33 protein-coding genes and 1 tRNA gene are annotated in these 20,181 nt (G+C 70.0%); 4 read left to right on the forward strand and 30 right to left on the reverse strand.

Translation table 11 applies throughout. From position 1 onward, the window contains the following. Positions 1-125: 125 nt before the first annotated feature. The 26 genes from ACFWCK_RS11315 to ACFWCK_RS11440 all read right to left on the reverse strand — a co-directional run bounded on the left by ACFWCK_RS11315 (position 126) and on the right by ACFWCK_RS11440 (position 12,857). On the reverse strand, positions 126-515 hold the full coding sequence (locus ACFWCK_RS11315) for a hypothetical protein (protein ID WP_378805893.1): 390 nt from the start codon (positions 513-515) through the stop codon (positions 126-128). Then, positions 512-745, reverse strand: a complete 234-nt coding sequence (locus ACFWCK_RS11320; protein ID WP_378805894.1) for a hypothetical protein — start codon at positions 743-745, stop codon at positions 512-514. Before ACFWCK_RS11320 ends, ACFWCK_RS11315 begins: the two co-directional genes overlap by 4 nt. Continuing rightward, positions 742-1,050, reverse strand: a complete 309-nt coding sequence (locus ACFWCK_RS11325; RefSeq protein ID WP_378805895.1) for a hypothetical protein — start codon at positions 1,048-1,050, stop codon at positions 742-744. Before ACFWCK_RS11325 ends, ACFWCK_RS11320 begins: the two co-directional genes overlap by 4 nt. Next, complete coding sequence (locus tag ACFWCK_RS11330; protein ID WP_378805896.1) at positions 1,047-1,886, reverse strand: hypothetical protein; 840 nt, start codon at positions 1,884-1,886, stop codon at positions 1,047-1,049. The genes ACFWCK_RS11325 and ACFWCK_RS11330 overlap by 4 nt, the downstream gene beginning before the upstream one ends. Further along, a complete protein-coding gene (locus tag ACFWCK_RS11335; RefSeq protein WP_378805897.1) occupies positions 1,886-2,089 on the reverse strand; it encodes a hypothetical protein in 204 nt (67 codons plus the stop codon). Before ACFWCK_RS11335 ends, ACFWCK_RS11330 begins: the two co-directional genes overlap by 1 nt. Beyond that, a complete protein-coding gene (locus ACFWCK_RS11340; RefSeq protein WP_378805899.1) occupies positions 2,089-2,496 on the reverse strand; it encodes a DUF4326 domain-containing protein in 408 nt (135 codons plus the stop codon). Before ACFWCK_RS11340 ends, ACFWCK_RS11335 begins: the two co-directional genes overlap by 1 nt. Further along, positions 2,496-2,705 carry a hypothetical protein gene (locus tag ACFWCK_RS11345; RefSeq protein ID WP_378805900.1) on the reverse strand — a complete coding sequence of 70 codons (210 nt, stop codon included), beginning with the start codon at positions 2,703-2,705 and terminating at the stop codon, positions 2,496-2,498. Before ACFWCK_RS11345 ends, ACFWCK_RS11340 begins: the two co-directional genes overlap by 1 nt. Next, positions 2,702-2,950 carry a hypothetical protein gene (locus tag ACFWCK_RS11350; RefSeq protein ID WP_378805901.1) on the reverse strand — a complete coding sequence of 83 codons (249 nt, stop codon included), beginning with the start codon at positions 2,948-2,950 and terminating at the stop codon, positions 2,702-2,704. Before ACFWCK_RS11350 ends, ACFWCK_RS11345 begins: the two co-directional genes overlap by 4 nt. After that, positions 2,937-3,611, reverse strand: coding sequence for a hypothetical protein (locus ACFWCK_RS11355; protein WP_378805902.1), 675 nt, complete (start codon positions 3,609-3,611; stop codon positions 2,937-2,939). The genes ACFWCK_RS11350 and ACFWCK_RS11355 overlap by 14 nt, the downstream gene beginning before the upstream one ends. A 330-nt stretch (positions 3,612-3,941) precedes the next feature. Further along, entirely contained in the window at positions 3,942-4,199 is a 258-nt protein-coding gene (locus ACFWCK_RS11360; RefSeq protein ID WP_378805903.1) for a hypothetical protein, read from the reverse strand. Then, entirely contained in the window at positions 4,196-4,705 is a 510-nt protein-coding gene (locus ACFWCK_RS11365) for a hypothetical protein (protein ID WP_378805904.1), read from the reverse strand. Before ACFWCK_RS11365 ends, ACFWCK_RS11360 begins: the two co-directional genes overlap by 4 nt. After that, a complete protein-coding gene (locus ACFWCK_RS11370; RefSeq protein ID WP_378805905.1) occupies positions 4,702-4,917 on the reverse strand; it encodes a hypothetical protein in 216 nt (71 codons plus the stop codon). The genes ACFWCK_RS11365 and ACFWCK_RS11370 overlap by 4 nt, the downstream gene beginning before the upstream one ends. A gap of 38 nt (positions 4,918-4,955) precedes the next feature. After that, complete coding sequence (locus ACFWCK_RS11375; protein ID WP_378805906.1) at positions 4,956-5,573, reverse strand: hypothetical protein; 618 nt, start codon at positions 5,571-5,573, stop codon at positions 4,956-4,958. Beyond that, on the reverse strand, positions 5,570-5,944 hold the full coding sequence (locus ACFWCK_RS11380; protein WP_378805907.1) for a hypothetical protein: 375 nt from the start codon (positions 5,942-5,944) through the stop codon (positions 5,570-5,572). The genes ACFWCK_RS11375 and ACFWCK_RS11380 overlap by 4 nt, the downstream gene beginning before the upstream one ends. Positions 5,945-6,080: 136 nt before the next feature. After that, entirely contained in the window at positions 6,081-7,427 is a 1,347-nt protein-coding gene (locus ACFWCK_RS11385) for a DNA methyltransferase (RefSeq protein WP_378805908.1), read from the reverse strand. Further along, complete coding sequence (locus ACFWCK_RS11390; RefSeq protein ID WP_378805909.1) at positions 7,424-7,609, reverse strand: hypothetical protein; 186 nt, start codon at positions 7,607-7,609, stop codon at positions 7,424-7,426. Before ACFWCK_RS11390 ends, ACFWCK_RS11385 begins: the two co-directional genes overlap by 4 nt. Further along, positions 7,606-8,061, reverse strand: a complete 456-nt coding sequence (locus tag ACFWCK_RS11395; protein WP_378805911.1) for a hypothetical protein — start codon at positions 8,059-8,061, stop codon at positions 7,606-7,608. The genes ACFWCK_RS11390 and ACFWCK_RS11395 overlap by 4 nt, the downstream gene beginning before the upstream one ends. Beyond that, positions 8,058-8,753 (reverse strand): hypothetical protein, encoded by a 696-nt coding sequence (locus ACFWCK_RS11400; protein ID WP_378805912.1) that lies wholly within the window; start codon positions 8,751-8,753, stop codon positions 8,058-8,060. The genes ACFWCK_RS11395 and ACFWCK_RS11400 overlap by 4 nt, the downstream gene beginning before the upstream one ends. Further along, entirely contained in the window at positions 8,746-9,720 is a 975-nt protein-coding gene (locus ACFWCK_RS11405) for a hypothetical protein (protein WP_378805913.1), read from the reverse strand. Before ACFWCK_RS11405 ends, ACFWCK_RS11400 begins: the two co-directional genes overlap by 8 nt. Before the next feature lie 172 nt (positions 9,721-9,892). Next, the gene (locus ACFWCK_RS11410) at positions 9,893-10,246 is read right to left on the reverse strand and encodes a DUF6085 family protein (protein WP_378805914.1); all 354 of its coding nucleotides are present in this window, start codon (positions 10,244-10,246) and stop codon (positions 9,893-9,895) included. Beyond that, positions 10,243-10,893 carry a DNA translocase FtsK gene (locus tag ACFWCK_RS11415; protein ID WP_378805915.1) on the reverse strand — a complete coding sequence of 217 codons (651 nt, stop codon included), beginning with the start codon at positions 10,891-10,893 and terminating at the stop codon, positions 10,243-10,245. Before ACFWCK_RS11415 ends, ACFWCK_RS11410 begins: the two co-directional genes overlap by 4 nt. Positions 10,894-10,895: 2 nt before the next feature. Next, positions 10,896-11,186, reverse strand: a complete 291-nt coding sequence (locus tag ACFWCK_RS11420; protein ID WP_378805916.1) for a hypothetical protein — start codon at positions 11,184-11,186, stop codon at positions 10,896-10,898. A 61-nt stretch (positions 11,187-11,247) separates the two neighbouring features. Continuing rightward, a complete protein-coding gene (locus tag ACFWCK_RS11425) occupies positions 11,248-12,000 on the reverse strand; it encodes a phage antirepressor KilAC domain-containing protein (RefSeq protein WP_378805917.1) in 753 nt (250 codons plus the stop codon). Next, the gene (locus ACFWCK_RS11430) at positions 11,997-12,143 is read right to left on the reverse strand and encodes a hypothetical protein (protein WP_378805918.1); all 147 of its coding nucleotides are present in this window, start codon (positions 12,141-12,143) and stop codon (positions 11,997-11,999) included. Before ACFWCK_RS11430 ends, ACFWCK_RS11425 begins: the two co-directional genes overlap by 4 nt. Next, positions 12,140-12,367: a helix-turn-helix domain-containing protein gene (locus tag ACFWCK_RS11435; RefSeq protein WP_378805919.1), complete on the reverse strand. Its 228-nt coding sequence runs from the start codon at positions 12,365-12,367 to the stop codon at positions 12,140-12,142. Before ACFWCK_RS11435 ends, ACFWCK_RS11430 begins: the two co-directional genes overlap by 4 nt. Before the next feature lie 417 nt (positions 12,368-12,784). Further along, positions 12,785-12,857: transfer RNA gene (locus ACFWCK_RS11440), tRNA-Arg, on the reverse strand. 189 nt (positions 12,858-13,046) lie between these two features. Between ACFWCK_RS11440 and ACFWCK_RS11445 the strand changes: the two genes are divergently transcribed. Continuing rightward, positions 13,047-13,544: a hypothetical protein gene (locus ACFWCK_RS11445; RefSeq protein WP_378805920.1), complete on the forward strand. Its 498-nt coding sequence runs from the start codon at positions 13,047-13,049 to the stop codon at positions 13,542-13,544. A gap of 6 nt (positions 13,545-13,550) precedes the next feature. On the opposite strand, the gene ACFWCK_RS11450 is transcribed toward ACFWCK_RS11445, so the two are convergent. Together ACFWCK_RS11450 and ACFWCK_RS11455 are read right to left on the reverse strand one after the other, a co-directional pair. Beyond that, the gene (locus ACFWCK_RS11450; protein ID WP_378805921.1) at positions 13,551-13,937 is read right to left on the reverse strand and encodes a DUF1304 domain-containing protein; all 387 of its coding nucleotides are present in this window, start codon (positions 13,935-13,937) and stop codon (positions 13,551-13,553) included. Positions 13,938-13,982: 45 nt separating this feature from the next. After that, positions 13,983-14,681 carry a helix-turn-helix transcriptional regulator gene (locus ACFWCK_RS11455; RefSeq protein WP_378805922.1) on the reverse strand — a complete coding sequence of 233 codons (699 nt, stop codon included), beginning with the start codon at positions 14,679-14,681 and terminating at the stop codon, positions 13,983-13,985. Positions 14,682-14,754: 73 nt separating this feature from the next. On the opposite strand from ACFWCK_RS11455, the gene ACFWCK_RS11460 reads away from it, so the two are divergent. Beyond that, positions 14,755-15,495 carry an alpha/beta fold hydrolase gene (locus tag ACFWCK_RS11460; RefSeq protein WP_378805923.1) on the forward strand — a complete coding sequence of 247 codons (741 nt, stop codon included), beginning with the start codon at positions 14,755-14,757 and terminating at the stop codon, positions 15,493-15,495. Between the two features lie 45 nt (positions 15,496-15,540). Here ACFWCK_RS11460 and trmB read toward each other — a convergent pair whose 3' ends face one another. Together trmB and ACFWCK_RS11470 are read right to left on the reverse strand one after the other, a co-directional pair. Continuing rightward, positions 15,541-16,266, reverse strand: coding sequence for a tRNA (guanosine(46)-N7)-methyltransferase TrmB (trmB, locus tag ACFWCK_RS11465; RefSeq protein ID WP_378805924.1), 726 nt, complete (start codon positions 16,264-16,266; stop codon positions 15,541-15,543). Positions 16,267-16,331: 65 nt separating this feature from the next. Further along, complete coding sequence (locus ACFWCK_RS11470) at positions 16,332-17,204, reverse strand: DUF3097 domain-containing protein (RefSeq protein ID WP_233310658.1); 873 nt, start codon at positions 17,202-17,204, stop codon at positions 16,332-16,334. A gap of 138 nt (positions 17,205-17,342) precedes the next feature. Here ACFWCK_RS11470 and ACFWCK_RS11475 point away from each other — a divergent pair, with 138 nt between their 5' ends. Further along, the gene (locus tag ACFWCK_RS11475) at positions 17,343-19,370 is read left to right on the forward strand and encodes a TPM domain-containing protein (RefSeq protein ID WP_378805925.1); all 2,028 of its coding nucleotides are present in this window, start codon (positions 17,343-17,345) and stop codon (positions 19,368-19,370) included. 69 nt (positions 19,371-19,439) lie between these two features. Then, positions 19,440-20,180: a PspA/IM30 family protein gene (locus tag ACFWCK_RS11480; protein WP_233310656.1), complete on the forward strand. Its 741-nt coding sequence runs from the start codon at positions 19,440-19,442 to the stop codon at positions 20,178-20,180. Position 20,181: the final 1 nt, after the last annotated feature.

A 20,181-nucleotide genomic window follows, 5' to 3' on the forward strand; every position in this document is an offset into this window, starting at 1 on the left:
CACTCCGGTTCGTGCGATTTCTGAGCGCCGCAACCTCCGACCAGTGCATCCCGTAGAACAGGCATGCCCGCGATCCGTGGAAGCCTTCCGGCGTGAGCCGCCAGCACTCGCACACTCCGCTGCCGCTACTCATCGCTCGCGCCAATCGTGCGATCCGTGGGCGCGGGATGGAAGCCGACCCAGTTGCACTCGGGGCACGCCTCCCAGTGGTGAGGCAGAGACCATTCCACCCCCGCACGGAGGTTCGACGGCGGGCCGTCAACGCGCACAGCGCCCTGCCCGTCACATGTTCCGCACGGTGTTGCGTCGGGATGATGCCGAGGGCACAGGGTCCGCTCACCGTCGTAGAACCAGATGACCTCGACGCCCGCGCCGACCTCGCGCGGCTCACGCAACGCCTCTTCGACCGTCGCGAGAGGCCAATGCGACGCCTCTTCGTCGTCCCCGCTCGGGATCGTGCTCCCGCACTTCGGCTCATCGCACTCAGCGCGATAGAACGTCTCACTCTTGATCATTTCGTCTCCTCCACGGTGCCAGTCGTGCGGTCTGGGATGAGCCCGAAGGCGCGGCGCACCATGCACGGCTCGCACTCCAGGCCTCGTGACGCACGGTCCAGGACAGATCCCGGGCGCGGCGGCCGATGCTTCACGCAGCGCGGATCCGTCACCAAGTGCATCCGCTTGATCCGGTCGAACGCGCCCTGAATCCACCAGGCCGCGACGATCAACCACGCGCGCGCGGTCATCGTCCTTCCTTCCCGGGCAGCGCGGGCACGCTGCGCCCCTGCATGAATCGGCCGATCAGCAGGCCGCCGCACTCGTCGCACAGCGGCTGCTCCTCGTCAGCCCTGAGGATGTCGGTGCCGCCCAGCCGCCGGCCGCGCTTCGAGTCTCGGCCGTAGATCGACCAGATGATGAGCCGGATCGTGCGCGTGACGGTCGTCTCGGTGCGCGTCTTGATCTGGAACCCGTAGTAGGTCGTCGTGTCCTCGATGTTGTCGCGCGTCGGTGTCGGCGCGCCGCATCGCTGACAGGTCTTCGTCGTGCTCATGCTCCCTGAACCGCCTTCCGTGGTCTTCCGACCTTCGACTCCATCTCTGCCTTCACGCGCGCCAGATCCGACGCTCGAAACATCGCGATCCGTGCGCCGGCGATCGTCACCGTGCGCACCGGCGAGATCAGGTCGAGCTGCCGCCACCGCTGCAGCGTTCGCGCCGACCCCACGAAGTCCTCCGCCTGCTGGCGCGTGTACATCGCGTCGCCCTGCTCCGGCACCGTGCCGAGCACGACCTCGGCGTCATCGTCGTCAACCCACGGCACGGTCTTCGTCCGGCGCTCAGCTCCCCATTTCGCCCGGGCGTCCGCGACCGACCAGAACGCCCGGATCCCGTCGACGAGCTCAGTGCGGTCCATGAACCCGATGCCCAGATCCTCGACGTGCTGGTGGTGGTTCACGAGATCGTCGAGCGACTGCTCGAGCGTGTTCGGGAAGCAGAACGCCGCCCACGCGCCCCTCGTCGTCACGATGTCGTTCAGCGCGTCCAGCAGCTCGGCATCCACCGGGGCGATCGGCTCCGACGACGATCCCCCACCCGGCGTCTTGTCCGTTGGCGTCGCCTTCGTCGGATCCGCCAGCGACCGCAGGCGGCCGATCAGGTCCGGAAGATCTCCGATCAGACCACGGAGCCGCCCATAGCACCGGTCGCAGATCAGCGCGTGATCACGGGCCGGCGACTCGGCACACCCCGGGCACTCCGGCCGGTAGACGAGCACCTTCACGCCGGCCTCGAGCATCCGGTCGTACGCGTCAGCGAGACCATAGTCCGGGCAGGACGCGTAGTGCACGCCGCGCTGCTTGCACCCGCGGATGCAGAACCGCTCGCTCATCACGTGCCCCTCTCCGCGTCGTCAAGCTGGGTCTTCTGGTTCTCGATCGCGACCGCCAGGCGAAGCAACGCGTCGATGACCTGCTCGCGCGTCACGGGCACCCGGTCTCGGATCTCGGCGTACGAGGCCTGCAGTTCACCCGACTCCAACGGCGTGAACAGCACGACGGCGACGGTGTCCTTCGGCACGGCCATGTCCGGCATCAGCCGTCCCCGTTCGCGATCTCGAGCAGCACGTCGGCGTGGCAGGGCTGGTCCAGCGGGCACCAGCACGCCAGGTTCTTCCCGGCGAGCTGGGCGCGCACCTCGGCCACGTACGCCGGGTTCTCCGTGCACAGCGACCGGAACGCGGTGACGAGCTCGGTGTTCGTCTGAACTGGGATGCCGCACCAGAGATCGCCGCGCTTGACAGGGTTGCCCCACTTCGACGGCCGCGACACGATTACCGTGTTCTGCGGCTTCCGCCAGCCCCGCCGGCGGGACAGCTGCACACGCCGCGGCGGATCCGTGCACGGGCACTCGATCTCGGTGTCAGGATCCTTCGTCACCATGACGACCCCGGACCCCTTGCAGTACGGGCAGCCCTGTCGCGGCTCGGAACGGCGGGCCATCACCGCACCCTCCCCACGCCGGACATCGGCTCGACGTGGACGCTGATCGCGGCACGATCGAAGAAATCCGGCGGCAGGCTGATCTCCAGCGGCAAGACGACGTCACCGTCGCGCGTCGCCGCGTCCCGGGTCTTCGCCATCTTCACGACCGCGAAGTTGCCCCAGCCGCGCCCCTTCCGCAGGTGCAGATAGACCGTCTTGCTGCTCATGATGCTGCCCTCTTCCTCGCGCGTCGTTGCCGGCGCTTGGCGATCGCGTACTCGGCCATGTCGATTTGGTCCTCGGTCAGCCCCGGAAGCGCCAACGTCAGCTCGAGGCGCTCCTCGGCCTCGTCGATGCTCTGGAACCGGTAGCCGAGCGCGTTCAGCTCGGCCAGCGCCCGGTCCTCCGCACGGTGCACCCGGGCGATCACGCTCTGCAGCCGGGACTGCCGGTTCCGGTCAGAAAGGTTCATCGCCCCACGCCTCCTCCGGCCGGGCCTCGTAGAACGTCGCGAGCTTCTGCTCGTAGACCTTCTCCGACAGCCACGCGTCGCGGAGGTTCCGGGCATCCCGGCACGGGCCGCACTTCGTCTTCCCCGCCCCTCCCGGCATGTGCTCGTCGCAGAACATCGGCGGGGCGTCCAGCACCGCCGGGCGCTCCGGGCGCTCCGGCGCCCGCTCCCGGTCGCGCTGCACCGCGTCCCAGGCGTCCGCCCGCGCCGCGCCCTCCGCGCGCACCTGCTCCCGCGCCCGCTCGCGCGCCCGCGCGCCCGCGCCCCCCACAGCCACGGGGTTCCCGTGGGAGACGTGCGCGGGCGGCTCCGGTGTGCTGATCCGGGTGTCCCGCAGGTCGCACTTCAGCGGGCGCAGCAGCAGGATCCACTCCTCGCCGTCCGCCGGATACGTCGTCAGGAACCCGGCCTCCATCAGCTCGAGCAGGTGCATCAGCACCTCCTCCGGATCCAGGCGCAGCGTCGGATACATCCGCCGGGAGATGACCCCCGGGTGCGCCAGCCCCCGCCCCAGCGGGTCGAGGTTCAACCACAGCCACATCGCGGTCGGCTTCACGCTGTCCGGCACCCCGGCGAGCGCTTCCAGATCCGCGGCGCTGATCATGCGTTGCTTGTTCGACATCGGTTCCTCTCGCGAAGCCCTCGATGCACCGCTCGAGAGCGAAATTCAGATCCTCGGGCTGCACGGTGAAGCACTCCGTGTAGCCCTTGCCTCCGGTGCCGAGCACGCCCTCCGCGTGCGCCCACGACCGGAACGCGGCCGGGAACCACCGGCGCAGCACTCGCAGCGCCTCCCGCTCCCAGGACGCGTCCGTGCCGCGCTGGCACGCCACCACGACCCAGCCGCGGTCGATCCACCGCTGCACCCGCGAGAACCGCCACGCACGGCCCACCTTCAACGTCCAGGACCGGGGATCCCAGACGACATACGTCATCGCCAACGTCGGCATGCTCACGGTTGCATCTCCCCTGCCGGAGGCGCGTCCTCGACCTCGACAGGGCCGCCGTGGATGATGCCGAGCTTGTCCGCGTGCCACGCGAGCTCGAACCACAGATCCTCCGGCTCCTCAGACTCGAAGTACGGGACCACCTGCACCCGCTGACGGCCTTCCTCGTCGTCGGGCATCCGCACGCCCGAGAGCCCCACGTCCGGGAGCATGCCCACGACCGCGTCGGCGTCGACCACGATCAGCACCAGTCGGCGGGTCATGCGATCGCCGCCTCAACAAGCGCCACCATCTCGGCGTCGAGCGCGCGAAGGCCCAGAGCACCGCGGTACGGGATCGGCTCGGCGAGCGGGCGCGGGTTCTCGAGCACAAGGTGCCAGCGGCCCTCCGGGTGCGCCCACCTCGAGCAGGCGCCGTCACCGCGTGCGGCCGCGGTGAGGAGCCCGTTCGGGTCAGCCAGGTCGTAGCAGATCGGGTGGAAGTGCGGGTTCGCCACCGGGTGCACGTCGACGAGGTCGACCACGCCGATGATGTGCCCGCGCAGCGTTGGCGTCCTGCCCACGATGCCGCGCATGCGGTAGTACTTACGGTAGAAGTCGGCGTGGTCCTTCCACACGTCCTCGGACGCGTTCTCGGCGTCGGCGCGCGCCGCGAGGATCGCGACCGGGCCCCTGTAGTCGCCGGCGATGTTCGTCTTGCGGTTCTCGACGTCCTTGCCGCCGTGAACGATCGCCCACGCCCACGGCTGACGAACGGTCAGGATCCTCATCGTGCACCTGCCTTCCTGTCGGCGCGCACGTCCGCACGCCAGTCCTTGTGGTCGTCGCTCACCTTCGAGCACAGCCCGTACTTGTCCAGCTGGTTCGCCCGCTGACCGCACAGAGCGCACGTCGGGGAGCCCGCCTGCTTGCGGTCGATCGCCTCGAGCGCGGCGAGCGTCACCGCCCGGTCCGGCTTCCAGTCCGCGACGACCTCTGTCATCCCTCCGCCTCGGTTCTCACCGAGCTGCTGCACCTCGGTCATCGCGCACCGCCGATCGGAAGCATCCCGTCCGCGGCCGCCGAGACCGCACCGGATCCGGGGAACAGGCCGTCGAGCGCGTCCTCGCCGGGCTCGTACCCCAGCGCGTCGAGCACCCACCGGGTCCACTCGGCCGGCTTCGATCCGACGAAGCTGCGGCGGCCGCCGCGCGCTGACGGTGCGTTCGCGACGAGCACGTTCGAGACACGCGCGCCGGCGCGAGTCCGCCGCTCCTCAGGGATGTAGATGATCACCGGCTCCCACCGCTCGATCAGCCGGCCGCCACCAGGCATCGCCGTCGGCCTGTACCAGGCCATCACCTGCGCGTTGAGGGGCAGCGGGTGATACGCGCCGAGACCATCCGGGGTTGTCGCGATCGCCCAGCCGTCGTAGTTCTCCACGAGGTGCAGCAGCAACTTCCGGTGCTCGCTGAGGTCATCCCAGCGCGCTGCCTCCGGGTGAAGGTCAGCACGGGGCGCATCGGTCGACGAGCGCGGCCCGTCGCCGTACCATCGCGTAGCTCGCGAACGGACCGTCACCCGCGACGCGCCGCCGGCGAGGTCGAAGCGCTCCCGGAACAGCGGCGGATACGGCGGATCCGCGATCGCAAGCCTCACGGCCGTACCTCCGTCGCGTGCCGGCGTTCTGTCGCTGAGACTAGGAACCAGCGCTCCCCGTCGATGCTCTCCACCGGCGTGTCGAGCGCCCGCTGCAGCGTCGCGGCGTTCGTCGCGGCCTTCTCCACCCGCAGGCCCCGGTCGATGAGATCCAGGCGCGTGATCGCGTTCGCGTCCTCCGCCAGGCCGTTACAGACCGTGCACACCGCGCAGAGGTTCGCCGGATGGTCGAGAACGCTCGAGCCGCCCGCTCCTCTGTTAGCCCGATGGTGGGCGGTCTGTGCCTCACCCAGGCACCCGGGGAGCATCATCAAGCAGAATCCGCCGTCGCGGGCAATGATCTGCCGCTTCACCTTCACGGACACGGTCATGATGCACCGCCGGCGATGCAATGGGACCGGTTGTCGTGCTCGACGCACTGCGCGACGAGCTCATAGATTCCGCCGACGGAATGTAGAGACCGCACTGCGGCGTCGAGCTCAGCGTGCGTCAGCGGCTTCGGGCCGTTCATGCCGCACCGTCCTCCCAGTCGCCGAACATGGCCGGCTGCAGCGGCTTCCGGACACGCTGCAGGATGAGCGGCAAGTGGTCCTCCTCGAGCTCGATGAGCGTCACGTCCATGCCCTCGAGCAGCGCGGCCTCACCCGTCGTGCCGGATCCCGCGAACGGGTCGAGCACGTGGCCGCCGCGCGGCGTGACGAGGCGGACCAGCCACCGCATCAGATCGAGCGGCTTCACCGTGGCGTGCGCGGTCCCGTCGACGTTGGGGCGCTCAGACGTCGGCGCCTTCGCTTCGTAGCGGAAGATCGGGAAGAACCTGGACGCGCCGGCCGCCCCGGACTGGGCGTCAAGCGTCGCCCCCTGGGACTCGTCCAGGAGGACGTTCGGAGGGAACCGACCCTCTACGACGCCCACCTGTTCCTTGATCGTGTTCGGGCCGGCCATGCTGCCCGTGCGCCCGTCGACGATGCCCGTGCCGCGGTACTTCGGCATCTGAACCGAGCCGACGCGGCATCCGTCGATGTTGAAGGCCCCGGTCCCGAAGGCGGCGACGTTTGCGGTCGTCGATCCGAGTACCGGCTTCCGGGCCACAACGACGGGCTCGAACGCTGGCTTCAGGGCCGTACCCCATCCACCGGCGGGCGGCGCGTCCGGGTTGTTCGCCAGCCCGCCCAGGAATGTGCCTGACGGCTCCGCCGTGCCCCAGTCCTCCGGGCGTTCGGTCGACCCGAGCTTCGCGGCGAGCTCGTCCATCTCGTCGCCGAACCCGAGGTGCTCCTTCAGGACCGCCCACTGGCGCTCGGACGGGACCGCAGGCTGGGATGTGTTCGAGGTCCAGTGTCCGGACATGCCGTTGGTCCCGAACAGCGCGTCGATCTGCCTGTTCGACCACCCCGCCTTGTCACGCGCGGCGCGCAAGAACCCGGTGACGTCGTAGATGCCCTCGGGGATCGGGCGGTCCTTGAACTGCACCTCGCTGGGGCCGTTCGCTTCGAACTCGGCCATCGCCGCGGACACGTCGCGCGACTTCGGGAAGCCGCTCCCGTACATCCAGGCGATGGAGTCACGGATCTCGAACCCGGCGTTCTCGATCGCCGCGGCGATGCGGTGCCAGGTGCGCGTGCCGCCGAACGCGAGCAGATGCCCGCCCGGCTTCAGCACCCGCAGGCACTCGGCCCACAGGTCCACGTCGTAGGCGATGCCCGACGAGTCCCACGACTTCCCCATGAACCCGAGCTCGTACGGCGGATCGGTGACGACAGCGTCGAACGATGCCGACTCGAACGTCGGCAGCACGTCCTTGTTCGACCCGTGGAACAGGCGCAGGCCCTGGTCCTCGTAGTGCAGGCTCATGATCGCGCCGCCGTGTGCTCAGGGCAGTAGTCGGCGCGACCGTCCGACGACCAGCCGGCGGCGCGCTTCGCGTCTTCGCGCGCCTTGTCGACGAGTGTGGCGGCCATCGAGATCCGTTCCGGGCAGTCCTGGCAGATCAGCACGACCTCGGTCGGGAAGTTCGTCCCACGGTGCGCGGTCATCGGTGCTCTCCTCGGAAATTGGCGTTCAGGCTGCGGAGGATGCCGATGTCCTCGAAGAGGGAGTCCTTGCGGTCCTTCGCGTACTGCAGCAGCAGCCACGCGGTGTCGCGGGCCTCCTGCGCTTCGCGGACGGCCGATGCTTCGGCGCGGGCGAGGTCGCGGCGTTCCGTCATCGGCATGCGCGGGTAGTCAGCGAGCAGGTCGCGGGCGGCTTTCGCGAGCGCGATCGTCAGATCCCGTTCCCGGGCTGCGAGCGCCGTACGGTACTTGTTCAAGACTGCGGGGGCGCGCGTCACCGATGCCCGCGCCTTCAGCAGCGCACCAGCGCACTGCACCGGAGTCGGGAACAGCGCAAGCAGCTCGGCCTCGTCCAGGCCGGCGAGGTTCAGCGTCACCAACTCGACGTCGGTGCCCGGCTCGAGCACCACGCCCGAGGCCTCGTCGACGATCACTTCCGGCGTCCCTTCGCCTGGGCGCGGCGGGCCGCACGGTTCGGGGCGAGGAAGTCCTGGGGCATCCCGGGCTTGCGCTCGGTCGCGCGGCGCGCGCCGGTCGATGTGCGCTGCTCGCCCGGCTTCGGTTCCCACGCGGCGGCGGTGAGTTCGCGGCGGCGCGCCTTCCACGCGCGGTCCAGGGCGGTGCCCTTCGGTGTCGGGGTGAACACGCGCTCCGCCCGCGCTGCGGCCACGATCTTGTCGAGCGCCTCGACGGTGTCGGCCGCGGCGAACTTGGCGGCGTAGTCACGCGGCACGTCGGGAGCCGGCTCCTGGTGGGCGCGGTCCTCATCCTCGATCGCGATGTCGCCGAGCAGGTCGCGGAACGTCTGCCGGAAGGCGACCATGCGGACCGTGCGTCCGAAGTGGCGCATCGGTGCGCCGACCCACTTCGCGGTCCAGAACGGGTCCGCCTGCGGGATCTGCTCGTCCCAGCGGATCGTCGCACGGGTCGGGATCCGCACGTCCTTCCGGTACACCTCGACGCGCGCGAACTCGGGCAGCGGGTGCCCTTCGGTCGGCGCCCACGTCTCCGCCCAGGTGGTCCCGTCGTTCGAGAACTCGACCGGGCCCGTCCCGTCCCACATCCCGGAGGCGTGCACGATGCGCTCGACCTCGCCGATCGTCTTGACTTCGACCAGATCAGACACTGGTCACCTCCTGGAATCGCAGGGACGCCGTGCGCTTCGTGTGCGGGTACGTGGCCTTGGCGGCTGCCTCGAGAACGGCTAGGTCGGTGCGGAGCTGCTGGACCCGTGCGTGCACGTCGGGGGCGTCGGCCTTCCACGCGGCCTCGTCGATCGAGACGGTCGTCGTGATGATCTGCTGGTAGCCGCCGGCCTCGCCCATGCCGACGGCTCCGAAGCGCGCTGCGCGCGGGTAGGTCTCGGCGATCGCCTGCTCGAGTTCCGCCTTCGCGGGCTTCTCGTCCCTGACGGCCTGGTCGAGGGCGACCTTCAACGGCGCCCACTTCGCGAGCGCCGCGGCGACCTTCTCCGGCAGCAAGTCGACGTCAGGGCAACCGGCGTCACGCCAGGCGATGAAGTCGTCGGCGCGCTCGATCAGCCACGCGATGAACTCCTCGTCGCGCTCGACGACATACCAGGTCGCGCCCTCGAGCGGGGGCTGGTCGTCCTCGTCGCGGGTCTCGGTGCCGTACAGCCCGTAGGCCGCGCCGAGCACGTACATCTGCCAGAGCACCTGCGCGAGGTGGTCGATCGGGATCCCGGCGCCCTTGTAGCCGTACTCGTGCGACTTCACCTCGACCACTACCAGGCGGCCGTCGGCGTCGATCGCGATCGCGTCGGGGGTGGCCCGGTGCAGGTCGTTTCCGGCGGCCGCCCACAGGGCCTCGTTCGGGGTCAGGTGCGCGAGCCGCTCGGCGGCCTCGTCGAGCAGCGCCGCCTCACGGGCGTGGCCGGCGTCGGTGGCCTTGTTGCCCCGGAACGTCGACCCGTTCATCTTCGCCTCGACGATGCGGCGGCGGGCCTTCAGCGTCGCGACGGCGACCTTCCACACCTCGGACGCCGTGACGCCCTCGCCACGCTCGAGCATCCACACTGTGCGCGGCGCGTCCTCCGGGACGACGATGCGTGCCGCGGTGATCTGCGGGGTCATGCCGACACCCCCAGCATCGCTGCGAGCTCGGCGCGCTCCGCAACGGGTGCGTTCCTCGCGATCATGCGGCGCACGCGGGCGGCGTCTTCCCCGACGCACGGCGCGATCGGAGCGAATGGCACCTCGGCGAACCGCGCCGCGCCTGCCGTGCGCTTCCTCGTCTTCGGCGCGCTCACTGGGCGCCCCCGATCGGGTAGAACGCAGGCCCGAAGTCGCCGGTGCGGACCGTGTACCGGCCCTTCTCCAGCGGCTCGCCCGCGGCAAGATGCTGCGCGATCTCGCAGTCGAACAGGTCGCCGGTCAGCCGCTCCGTGAGCGGGTGCTGCAGCGTCCACGTCTCGCCGTCGGACACGACGATGTGGTCGGGGCCGCCGGTCAGGTCGATGAGCGCGGCGATCGCCACGGTGGCGGCGTCCTCCGCAATCGCCTTCCGCTCCGATGCGGCGAGGTAGCGGCGGTTCGGGGTCATCTGCTTCTTGATGCCCTCGGCGACGAGCGCCTCGAGCACGTGGAGTGACTTGCTCACGATGCGTCCTCCGTCTCGCGGATGCGCTGCAGGAGCGCGTCGACGTCGGACGCTGCGACGAGCACCGAACGTGCTCGTGCGCCGTCTGCTGGCCCCACTACGCCGTGCTGCTCGAGCAGGTCCATGAGTCGACCGGCTTTCGCGAATCCGACTCGGAGCTTGCGCTGCAGCATCGACGTCGACGCGAACTGGGACGTGACGACCAACCTCGCAGCCTCGACGAGCATCTCCCGGTCCCCGTTGATCGGCGCCGGCGCCGGCGCCGATTCCTCGGCGGGCTCCTCTGGCGTGCTGACGCTGAACGAGAACCCCTCCTCGCGCATCCGCTTCATGGTGTCCGCGAACGGATCCTTGACACCGAAGTCGAACTCCAGCGTCGCGTCGCCGGTGCGCTCGGCGCGGACACGCGCCATCACCTCCGTCACGACATCGATGTCTTCGGCGTCCTGGATCGGCTCGATGAACAGCACCCCGGCGAACGGCGTCACCTCCCCGCCCGCCTCGTAGTTGATCGTCTTCCGCGCCGTGTCGACGATCATCACGACGACATGGCGGCGCTCCGGGTGCTGGACGAGCTGCGCGTGAAGGCGCTCCATCCCGTTCGCGTCGAACTCCTTCGGGAGCGAGGCGCTCAGCTTGACGGTCATGGTCAGTTCCTCCCAGGGATGACGGCGGCGACGAACGCCGCGAGGACAATGAGCGCGGCGAGGTCGGCGCCGTTCCATCCCGGCGCCGCCGCGACGATGCCGACGGGAACACCCGCGGCAACTGCGGACCCGGCGATGACCACCCGCCACGGCGCGAGCGGCCACCGCGAGCGGCGCACCATCGGCGGGATCGGCGCCGGGGCGGCGACGTGCTCGCGCGCCGGAACTGCGGGCGGGAGCGTGTCGGTCGGGATCGTGATGGACTGCAGGCCGATACCATCGGTGTCAGGCATTCCAGTGCCTTTCTCTTGTGGGGCGTCCGGTGCAACGGGCGCCCCGCTTTCGTGTTGGAGTTCAGACGGTCGCGAGGTCGAGGGATCCGAGAAGGACACGCAGCCGCTCGAGGCCGCGCGCGGTGAGTCGAATCTGGGGCGCGGCAGGTACGAGCTCGCCGTCGCCGTTCACGTAGGGCGGCATCGCACGGGCCCGGATGTATCCGGCGTCGACAGCGCGCGCGTACGCCGTCCAGCGGTGCTTCTCCCCGCGGTAGATCCAGCGCAGCTCGCCGAGCGTGTCGAACAGGCGCTGCGGCCCGGTCTGGATGCCGGCGCGGTTCAGGATCTGCGCGGCGTCGCGGACGGCGTAGTCCGTGCCGGCGTCGGCGAGCTCGTCCCACGCCTCGGCGCGCGGCTCGAGCTCCGCGACCTGCGCGGCCAGCGCCTCGACGCGTCGGGCGGTGATCGCGAGAGCCTGGTGAACGATCTCGTCCTCGGACAGTGCCGGGGCGTACGAGCCGGTCCGGACTACCTCAGGGAGTACCTCATCGAACGCCCACCGCTCGAACCGCTCGGCTTGCGGGAGTCGGCTCCGCGCGATCAGGCGGAGGAGATCCGACTCACCGATCACGCGGACCAGTTGCGAACGGCCGGAGCGGTCCTCGATGGGGTGGTGAATCGCCACCCCACGGCAGTGCTGCTTGAGAGCGTTGGTCGTGTCCGCGTAGCCGAGCGCTGCCGCGACGTCGCGGCCGACGAACATCGGCTTGCCCTCGATCACGACGACGCGCACGTCCGCGCCGTCGAATCCGAACACTTCGAGCGCGCTCACGAGCGCACCTCGCGAACCCGGGAGACGCGACCGCGCGGGACGAAGAACACCTTGACCAGGAGCGCGACGAACGCGACCAACAGCAGCGCCACCATGACCGCGATGACCGCGAGCGCCCACAGCAACAGCTCGAGCGGGCTCACGGCGCCACCGCCGACGTGCCGGGGAAGAATCGCGACACCGGAACGTCCATCGCCTGAGCGAGTGCCAGGATCTCGGGGGCGGTGAACGCGACGCGGCCGTTGATGCGCTCAACGACCGCCGCGCGGGATACGCCGATGGTCTCCGCGATACGCTGCTGCGTGTACCGGTTCTCTGCGGCGACGCCTCGGACCTTGGAAGCAATCTGGGCCGTTGTGGATGCCATGCGGGCTAGATTGGCACGGATTCATTCCATCCTCAACTACCGCTCAGCGCGTGTTGCATGGATTCAGACCATTTTGTGTCGTCATCTAGACACTCTGACTGGAAATCACTACACTCTCGGTTATGACCAGTACCGCATTCCTTGCGACGCCGCGCGATGAGATCCGCGCGGCGCGCGCTGAGTTCGTCCGCCAGGCGCTGAAGGCTGACCGTTGGTCAGTCCGGGCGGCGGCGCTCGCCATCGGAACCAGCCACACGGCGCTCGGCGCCAGGGTCAAGGGAGACACGGCGTTCCTCGCTGAGGACATCGAGTCGATCGCGATCCTGCTGAAGCGCAACCCCGTGGAGTTCTATGGCGCCTACCTTCGTGCGGGAACGCAAGAAGGCCCGGCCTCCGAAGAGACCGGGCCTGAGAATGTGCCCCCGACAGGAATCGAACCTGCGACCTACGGTACCGGAAACCGGCGCTCTATCCGCTGAGCTACGGAGGCGTACCGAACGAGCCTAGCACCGGATACGCCTCCTCTCCGACCGCGCCGGATCCCGGTAGTGTCGCGAGAAACCGACCGATCGATGAGGACCACATGAGCGCTTCCGTTCCCCCGTCCCCTTGGCCGCCCGCGGCCGTGGAACAGCCTCGCGTCCCCCGCGGAACGCCGGTCTACACCGCATGGGGATGGGTGAGCGCCTGGACCACGGTCGCGGCGGTCGCCGTCTCGGCCGTCACGATGTGGCTGATGACGGGGCCGATGCTCACCTATGTACGACACGTCGTCGAGCTGAGCAGCGTGGCCGCCACCGGGACGAGAGTGCCGCCGGGAGCGGTCTTCGGCATCGTGTTCGACATGATGCCCGGGATCCTGACGGCGTCGATGGTCGGCACGATTCTGGGCTGGGCGCTCTACGCGCTCGCCATCGTCGCCGGGTACCGCGACTATGTGCAGCTCGGCCGCCTGGGCTACCCGAAGCGCTTCCACTGGGCGTGGAGCTTCCTCTCGCCGGTGTATCCGATCGGCCGTGCGGTCGTGGTGCGCCGCCAGGCCGGATCGGGCTCGGCGACGATGTGGATCGCCCTCGGGGCGACCGCCGCGAGCCTCCTGCTCAGCTTGGGCTGGTCGTTCTGGCTGATGTTCGCGATGTTCGACGCCATGCGCGCCGGGCTGGGCACGATCGCCTGAGCGCGCTCAGATCAGCGCGACGACCAGCAGCACGACCGCGACCAGCGGGAACAGGCCCTGCACGATCGCCGCGCGCGCCTTGGAGGAATCGGACAGGATCAGCACGAGTGCCGCGGCGAGCATCGCCCCGGTGCCGGCGAGCATGAGGGCGATCCCGGCACCTGCGGATCCTGCGAGCGCGACGACGATGCCGGCCACCGCGATCACCGCGAGGAACAGGTTGTAGAAGCCCTGATTGAACGCGAGCGGCTTGGTGACCTGGGCGTCCTCGGCCGAGGTGCCGAAGATCCGTCGGGTCGAGGGATGCGTCCAGCGCACCGACTCGAGCACGAAGATGTAGACGTGGACGAGCGCGGCGAGTGCGGCGAACACGGATCCGAGGATGAGGAGCATGCGCCGATTCTGCCCCGCGTCGCACGCCGATGCGAGAGGCGCGCGCTACCGAAGACGTCCGCGCACCGGTAAGGCGGTCGCAGGAGGTTCTCCGACCTCGTCGACGGCATGCCCGGCGCACGGCGTCGTCGTCACGCTGGCCCGCTCGATGCGCGACACGGCGAACCATCGCATCGCGTCGCGCAGTCGGCACCACCCGACCAGGTACCACTGGCCGTTGGTCGACGCGAACAGGACGGGCTCGACGTCCCTTGCGGTCGTCGTCCCGTCGCCCGCCGTGTAGCGGAGGCGGACCACGCGCTGATCGGCCATCGCCTCCTCCAGCGCCGACCTGATCGCACGTGACGGCGCGGGCAGCGCATCCACCCAGACTCGATCGGCCAGCGCGTCGGCCCGTGCGCGGGTTCGAGGGTCGAGGACATCCATGATCTTCCGGATCCCGGCGGCCGCCAGATCCGCGAAAGGGGCGTCGGATGCCGCCGACACGGCCGCCATGAGCGCGACTGCCTGCGCGGGAGTCAGACTGACCGGCGGCAGGGATGCGCCGATGGCCATTCCATAGCCGCCGCCGGGCCCCGGACGCGACCAGATCGGAGCGCCGCTGCTCTCGAGCGCAGCGAGATCCCGTTTGACGGTCCGCACGGACACGCCGAACTCTCGGGCCAGCCGCTCGGCGGAGCAGCCGCGGGATCCGCTGCGGCGCAGCATCTCGGACAGGGCGTGGAGCCGCTCTGCGCGCTTCACAGCACCACTCCCGGAAATTTCATGACATAAATAGTGACACACTGATGCCCACAGCGCGGGTGAGGCTGGTGGCATGACACAGACGACGGTCCAACCCACCATCCTTCTCATCCCCGGCCACTGGCTGGGCGCCTGGGCCTGGGACGACGTGCGCGCGTCGCTGGAATCCGCCGGCGCGCGTGCCGTCGCGATGACGCTGCCCGGCCTCGACCCCGACGATCCGCAGCGAGCCGCGAGGACTCTCGACGACCAGGTCGTGGCGATCCTCGACGCCCTCGCCCGAAACGGCGTCTCGGCAGGCGAGCCCGCGATCGTCGTGGCGCACAGCGGAGCGAATCTCCCGGTCACCCTCGTCCTGGACCGGCATCCCGAGCTGGTTCGTCGCATGGTCTGGGTCGATTCCGGTCCGGTGGCCGCCGGGAGCGCATTCGCGCCCGACCTTCCCCAGGACGTGCGCGACCTTCCGCTCCCCCCGTTCGACGTCCTCGCGCAGCAGGCGAGCCTCGAGGGGCTGAGCTCGGAGGCACTCGATCGCTTCCGCGCGCGGGCCGTTCCCGAGCCGGGCCCCGTGCTCCGCCAGACCGTCGAACTCCGGGACGACGCCCGCACCAGGATCCCGACCACCCTGGTGTGCTGCTCGATCCCGAGCGCGCAGGTTCTGGACCTGGCGCGAGAGGGCCACCCCATGTTCGCCGAGGTCGCGAACCTCGAGCATCTCGACGTCGTCGACCTGCCGACCGGTCACTGGCCGATGTGGAGCCGTGCCCGTGAGCTCGCCGAGGTCATCCGCTCCGCGGCGTCCCGCATGGGCTGACCGGACGCACACCTTCCGAAGGGCCGCGCCCTCGTGGCGGGCCGGTCAGCCCCGCAGCACCCGCCGGTAGGTCAGATCGCGGATGTCGCGGCCCTTCGCGATGCCCTTGCGCTCGAACGCGGTCATCACGCGTCCGTCGAAGCGCTCCGCCCACTCCCCCTCGAAGGCGCGCTCGAACTCGGGCGCCTCGTCGAGGACCTCGCGCATCTGCAGGGCGTAGTCCTCCCAGTCCGTGGCGAGGCGCAGCAGCCCGCCGTCGCGCAGCGCCGCACCCGCCGTGGCGCCGAAGCCGGGTCGCACGAGGCGGCGCTTGGTGTGCCGCTTCTTGTGCCAGGGGTCGGGGAAGAAGATCCATGCCTCGTCGGCCGAGCCCGCGGGAAGGTAGGTGGCGAGAACCTCCGGCGCGTTCGCCTCGATCAGCCGCAGATTGCGCACGCCCTCGCGCTCGGCGTCGAGCATCGTGCGGGCCAGCCCCGCCCGGAACACCTCGACCGCGAGGAAGTCCCGCTCGGGGTGCGCCGCGGCAGCGGACACGATGGCGTGCCCCTGGCCCGAGCCGATCTCCACCGTCAGCGGAGCCTGCCGTCCGTAAGCCGCGGCGGGGTCGAGCCGCGCCTCGGGATGCACGGAGGTCCAGGCGACGTCGCGGGGCACGTCGAGCACGTAGAACCCGGCGAGCTCGGCGAACGCCCGCTCCTGCGCCTCGGACATGCGGCCGCTGCGGCGGACGAACGAGACCGGCTCGTCACGGAAGGTGCGGGGTTCGGGCATCCCTCCAGGGTATCCGCCGTCCGGTGTCACACCGGCCCGTCCTGCGCCGCGGGCAGAGCGCCCGCTCATCGTCCACCGCCGGAGGCCGGCCCCGTGACCGGCTCCGTCACGAAGTCGATGAGCTCCTCGACCCGGCCGAGCAGCGACGGTTCCAGATCCCGGTAGCTGCTCACGCGAGAAAGGATGCGCTTCCAGGCGTGCGCGATGTCGGCCTGCGAATCGGCCGGCCAGCCGAAGGCGCGGCAGATCCCGGCCTTCCATTCCGTGCCGCGCGGGATCCGAGGCCAGGCTCGGATGCCCATCGCGGTGGGCGTCACGCACTGCCAGACATCGATGTAGGGGTGCCCGACGATGCGCAGGTGCGCGCCGTGCGGGCCGCGCATGATCTGCTCCACGATGCGGGTCTCCTTCGAGCCGGGCACGAGGTGATCCACGAGCACGCCGTAGCGACGGTCGCGCCGCGGCGGTGCGGCGGCCAGCAGCTCCTCCAGCAGGTCGACTCCCTGCAGGTACTCCACGACGACGCCCTCGGCGCGCAGATCGTCGCCCCAGACCTTCTCCACGAGCTCGGCGTCGTGCCGGCCCTCCACGAGGATCCGGCTCGGCAGCGCGGTGCGCGCACGGGGATCGTCGACCGCGAAGGATCCCGAGGCGGTGCGCTTCGCCGCGCCCCGCGCCGTCCCCGCCCGAGCAGGGTGCACGAGCCGCACGGGCTCGCCGTCGATCATGAAGCCCGCGCCCATCGGGAACAGCCTGCGACGCCCCCGGTAGTCCTCGAGCTCGACTTGGCCGCCCTCGATCCTGGTGACGGCACCGCAGAACCCGTCCACCGCGACCTCGACCACGAGATCCTTCTCCGCCGGGACGTCCACGGCGACCTTCGCGCCGCGTTCCCGCCAGCCCTGGGCGAGCACATCGGATCCGTACCTGTCATCCATCGCCCCCAGCCTACCGACGCGTCCGCTCTCCTCTCGGGCGGACGCACACGCGAGGGGAGAGCGTTCGAGCAGGAGAAACAAAAGGAGACACGCCCTAGACTCGCTCGTGGGGCCTGCCGGACCCCGGGAGGAGCGAAGATGCGCGCGCGCTGGGCTGTCGTCGTCGGTGTGGTCCTGGGCGTGCTCGGCATGTCGCTCGGATCCGCGCCGGCACTCGCGAGCACCGACACGACGGTGTCCGCCCCGGCCACCGCACCGGTGACGCTCGGTTCGGAGTTCATCACCGATCAGGTGGGCGCGCTGGGATCCTCCGAGACCGAGGCCCTGAACGGCCGGCTCGAGGAGCTCAGCAAGTCGCAGAACATCCAGCTGTTCGTGGTGTTCGTCGACACCTTCTCCAACCCGGACAACAGTCAGGAGTGGACCAATCAGGTCGCCGTGGACAACGGTCTCGGCCAGCAGCAGTACCTCCTCGCGATCGCGACGCAGTCACGGCAGTACTACCTGTCCGCGGACAAGGCGGGTCCGATCCCGCTGACGCAGGTGGACCAGATCTCCCGGTCGCTCGTGAACGATCTGCGCACGGAGGACTGGGCCGCCGCCGTCGGCACCGCGATCGACGGCTTCCAGGGATCCGGATCCTCGGGAGCCGATCTCGGCGGGATCCTGCTGATCGTCCTCTGCGTCCTCGCGATCGTCGCCGCGATCATCGTGCTCGTGGTGATGCGTCGCCGCGCTGCCGCCAGGGTGAAGTCGGCATCGACCGATCCGGTCGGCGACCCCCTCGACGCCATCAGCGACGAGGAGCTGGCCAAGCGCGCCGGACTCGCCCTCGTGCACACCGACGACGCGATCACGTCTTCCACCGAGGATCTCGGGTTCGCGACCGCGCAGTTCGGCGACACCGCGACGAGCGCGTTCACCGAGGTGGTCGCGAAGGCGAAGGCCAAGCTCGATGAGGCGTTCTCCCTCAAGCAGCAGCTCGACGACGAGATTCCCGACTCCGACCAGCAGCGTCGCGACTGGCACCTGCAGATCATCCGGCTGTGCGAGTCGGCCGACAACGCGCTGGACGCGAATGTGGCGGCGTTCGATGAGCTCCGCAAGCTGGAGCAGAACGCGGAGCAGGCCCTCGCCCAGTTGAAGAGCCATCGCGAAACGGCGGCCGCTGTCGTCGCCGCCGCCCCCGCTGCCCTGCAGGCGCTCGCAGCGGTCTATGACCCACTGGCACTGCAGACGGTCTCCGGCAATCCGGCGGAGGCCGCGAGCCGCCTCGAACTCGCCGATGCGAACATCGCCCAGGCGGGCGAGCTCATCGCGCAGGGGAAGCGCGGTGAGGCCGCGTTCGCGATCCGCACCGGCGAGGAGGGCGTGCTGCAGGCCTCGCAGCTGGCAGCAGCGATCACGACGCTGCAGACCGACCTCGCCGCGACCGAATCGCAGTCGCAGGCGCTCATCGCGAATCTCGAGCAGGACCTTGCGGGTGCGGCAGCGCTTCCCGCGTCCCCTGAGCTGAACGCCGCCGTCGCGGCCACTCGCACCGCGCTGGATCAGGCCCGCACCGACGCCACCGGCACCGGACGACGCCCGCAGGCGGTGCTGGAGTCGCTGACGGCGGCCAACACCCGCATCGACAGCACCGTGGACGCGATCCGCAATGCCCAGCAGCAGGCCGAGCGCGCCCAGCAGGTGCTGGAGCAGACGCTCACGCAGGCCCGCGCGGAGATCTCGACGGCGAACAGCTACATCACCACGCACCGCGGGGCGATCGGCCCCGATGCGCGTACCAGGGCGGCGCAGGCCTCCGCGGAGTACGACCAGGCCGAGGCCGCGCGCGTCGCGGATCCGAACGCCGCACTGCAGCACGCGCAGCGGGCGATCGCCCTCGCCCGCGAAGCCACCCAGCTCGCCGCGGGCTCCATCGACTCGTGGAGCGACGGCGGAGGCGGCTGGGGCGGCGGAGGCGGCGGAAGCCGCAGCGGTATGGGCGACGCGATCCTCGGCGGCATCATCGGCGGCATCCTGTCCGGTGGCGGAAGCGGCCGGAGCAGCGGAGGCTGGGGCGGCGGAGGCGGTGGCTGGCGCTCCAGCGGCGGCGGAGGCGGCGGATTCAGCCCCTCCAGCTTCGGCGGCGGCAGCCGCGGCGGATCGGGCGGCCGCTTCTGACATGCCCGGACACTCGACTTCTCCTGACGTGCACGACCCCATCGACCGGAAATCTGGAAAGGACATCCCATGACCAAGCAGTCCATCTTCGGCCGCATCTCCACCCTGGTGAAGGCCAACGTCAACGCCCTCATCGATTCCGCGGAGGACCCGCAGAAGATGATCGACCAGCTCGTCCGCGACTACACCAACAACGTCGCGGACGCCGAGTCGGCCATCGCCGAGACCATCGGCAACCTGCGCCTGCTCGAGCGCGACCACCAGGAGGACGTGCAGTCCGCCGCGGAGTGGGGCAACAAGGCCCTCGCCGCCAGCCGCAAGGCCGACGAGCTGCGCGGATCCGGCAACACCGCTGACGCCGACAAGTTCGACAACCTCGCCAAGGTCGCCCTGCAGCGTCAGATCAGCTCCGAGCAGGAGGCGAAGACGGCCGAGCCGCAGATCGCTGCCCAGACCGAGATCGTCGACAAGCTCAAGACCGGCCTGAACGGCATGAAGGACAAGCTCGTCGAGCTGAAGAACAAGCGCAGCGAGCTGCTCGCCCGCGCCAAGGTCGCCGAGGCGCAGACCAAGGTGCAGGACGCCGTCTCGTCGATCAACGTGCTCGACCCCACCAGCGAGCTGGGTCGGTTCGAGGACAAGGTCCGCCGCCAGGAGGCACTGGCCCAGGGCAAGGCGGAGCTCGCCGCGTCCAGCCTGGACGCCCAGTTCGAGAGCCTCGAGGACATCGGCCAGCTGACCGAGGTCGAGGCCCGTCTCGCGGAGCTGAAGGCCGGATCGACCAAGCCCCAGGAAGCTCTCGAGGGCTGAG

Origin of the sequence: Microbacterium sp. NPDC060117 (assembly GCF_042729315.1) — a bacterium.
In the GTDB taxonomy this organism is placed as follows: domain Bacteria; phylum Actinomycetota; class Actinomycetes; order Actinomycetales; family Microbacteriaceae; genus Microbacterium.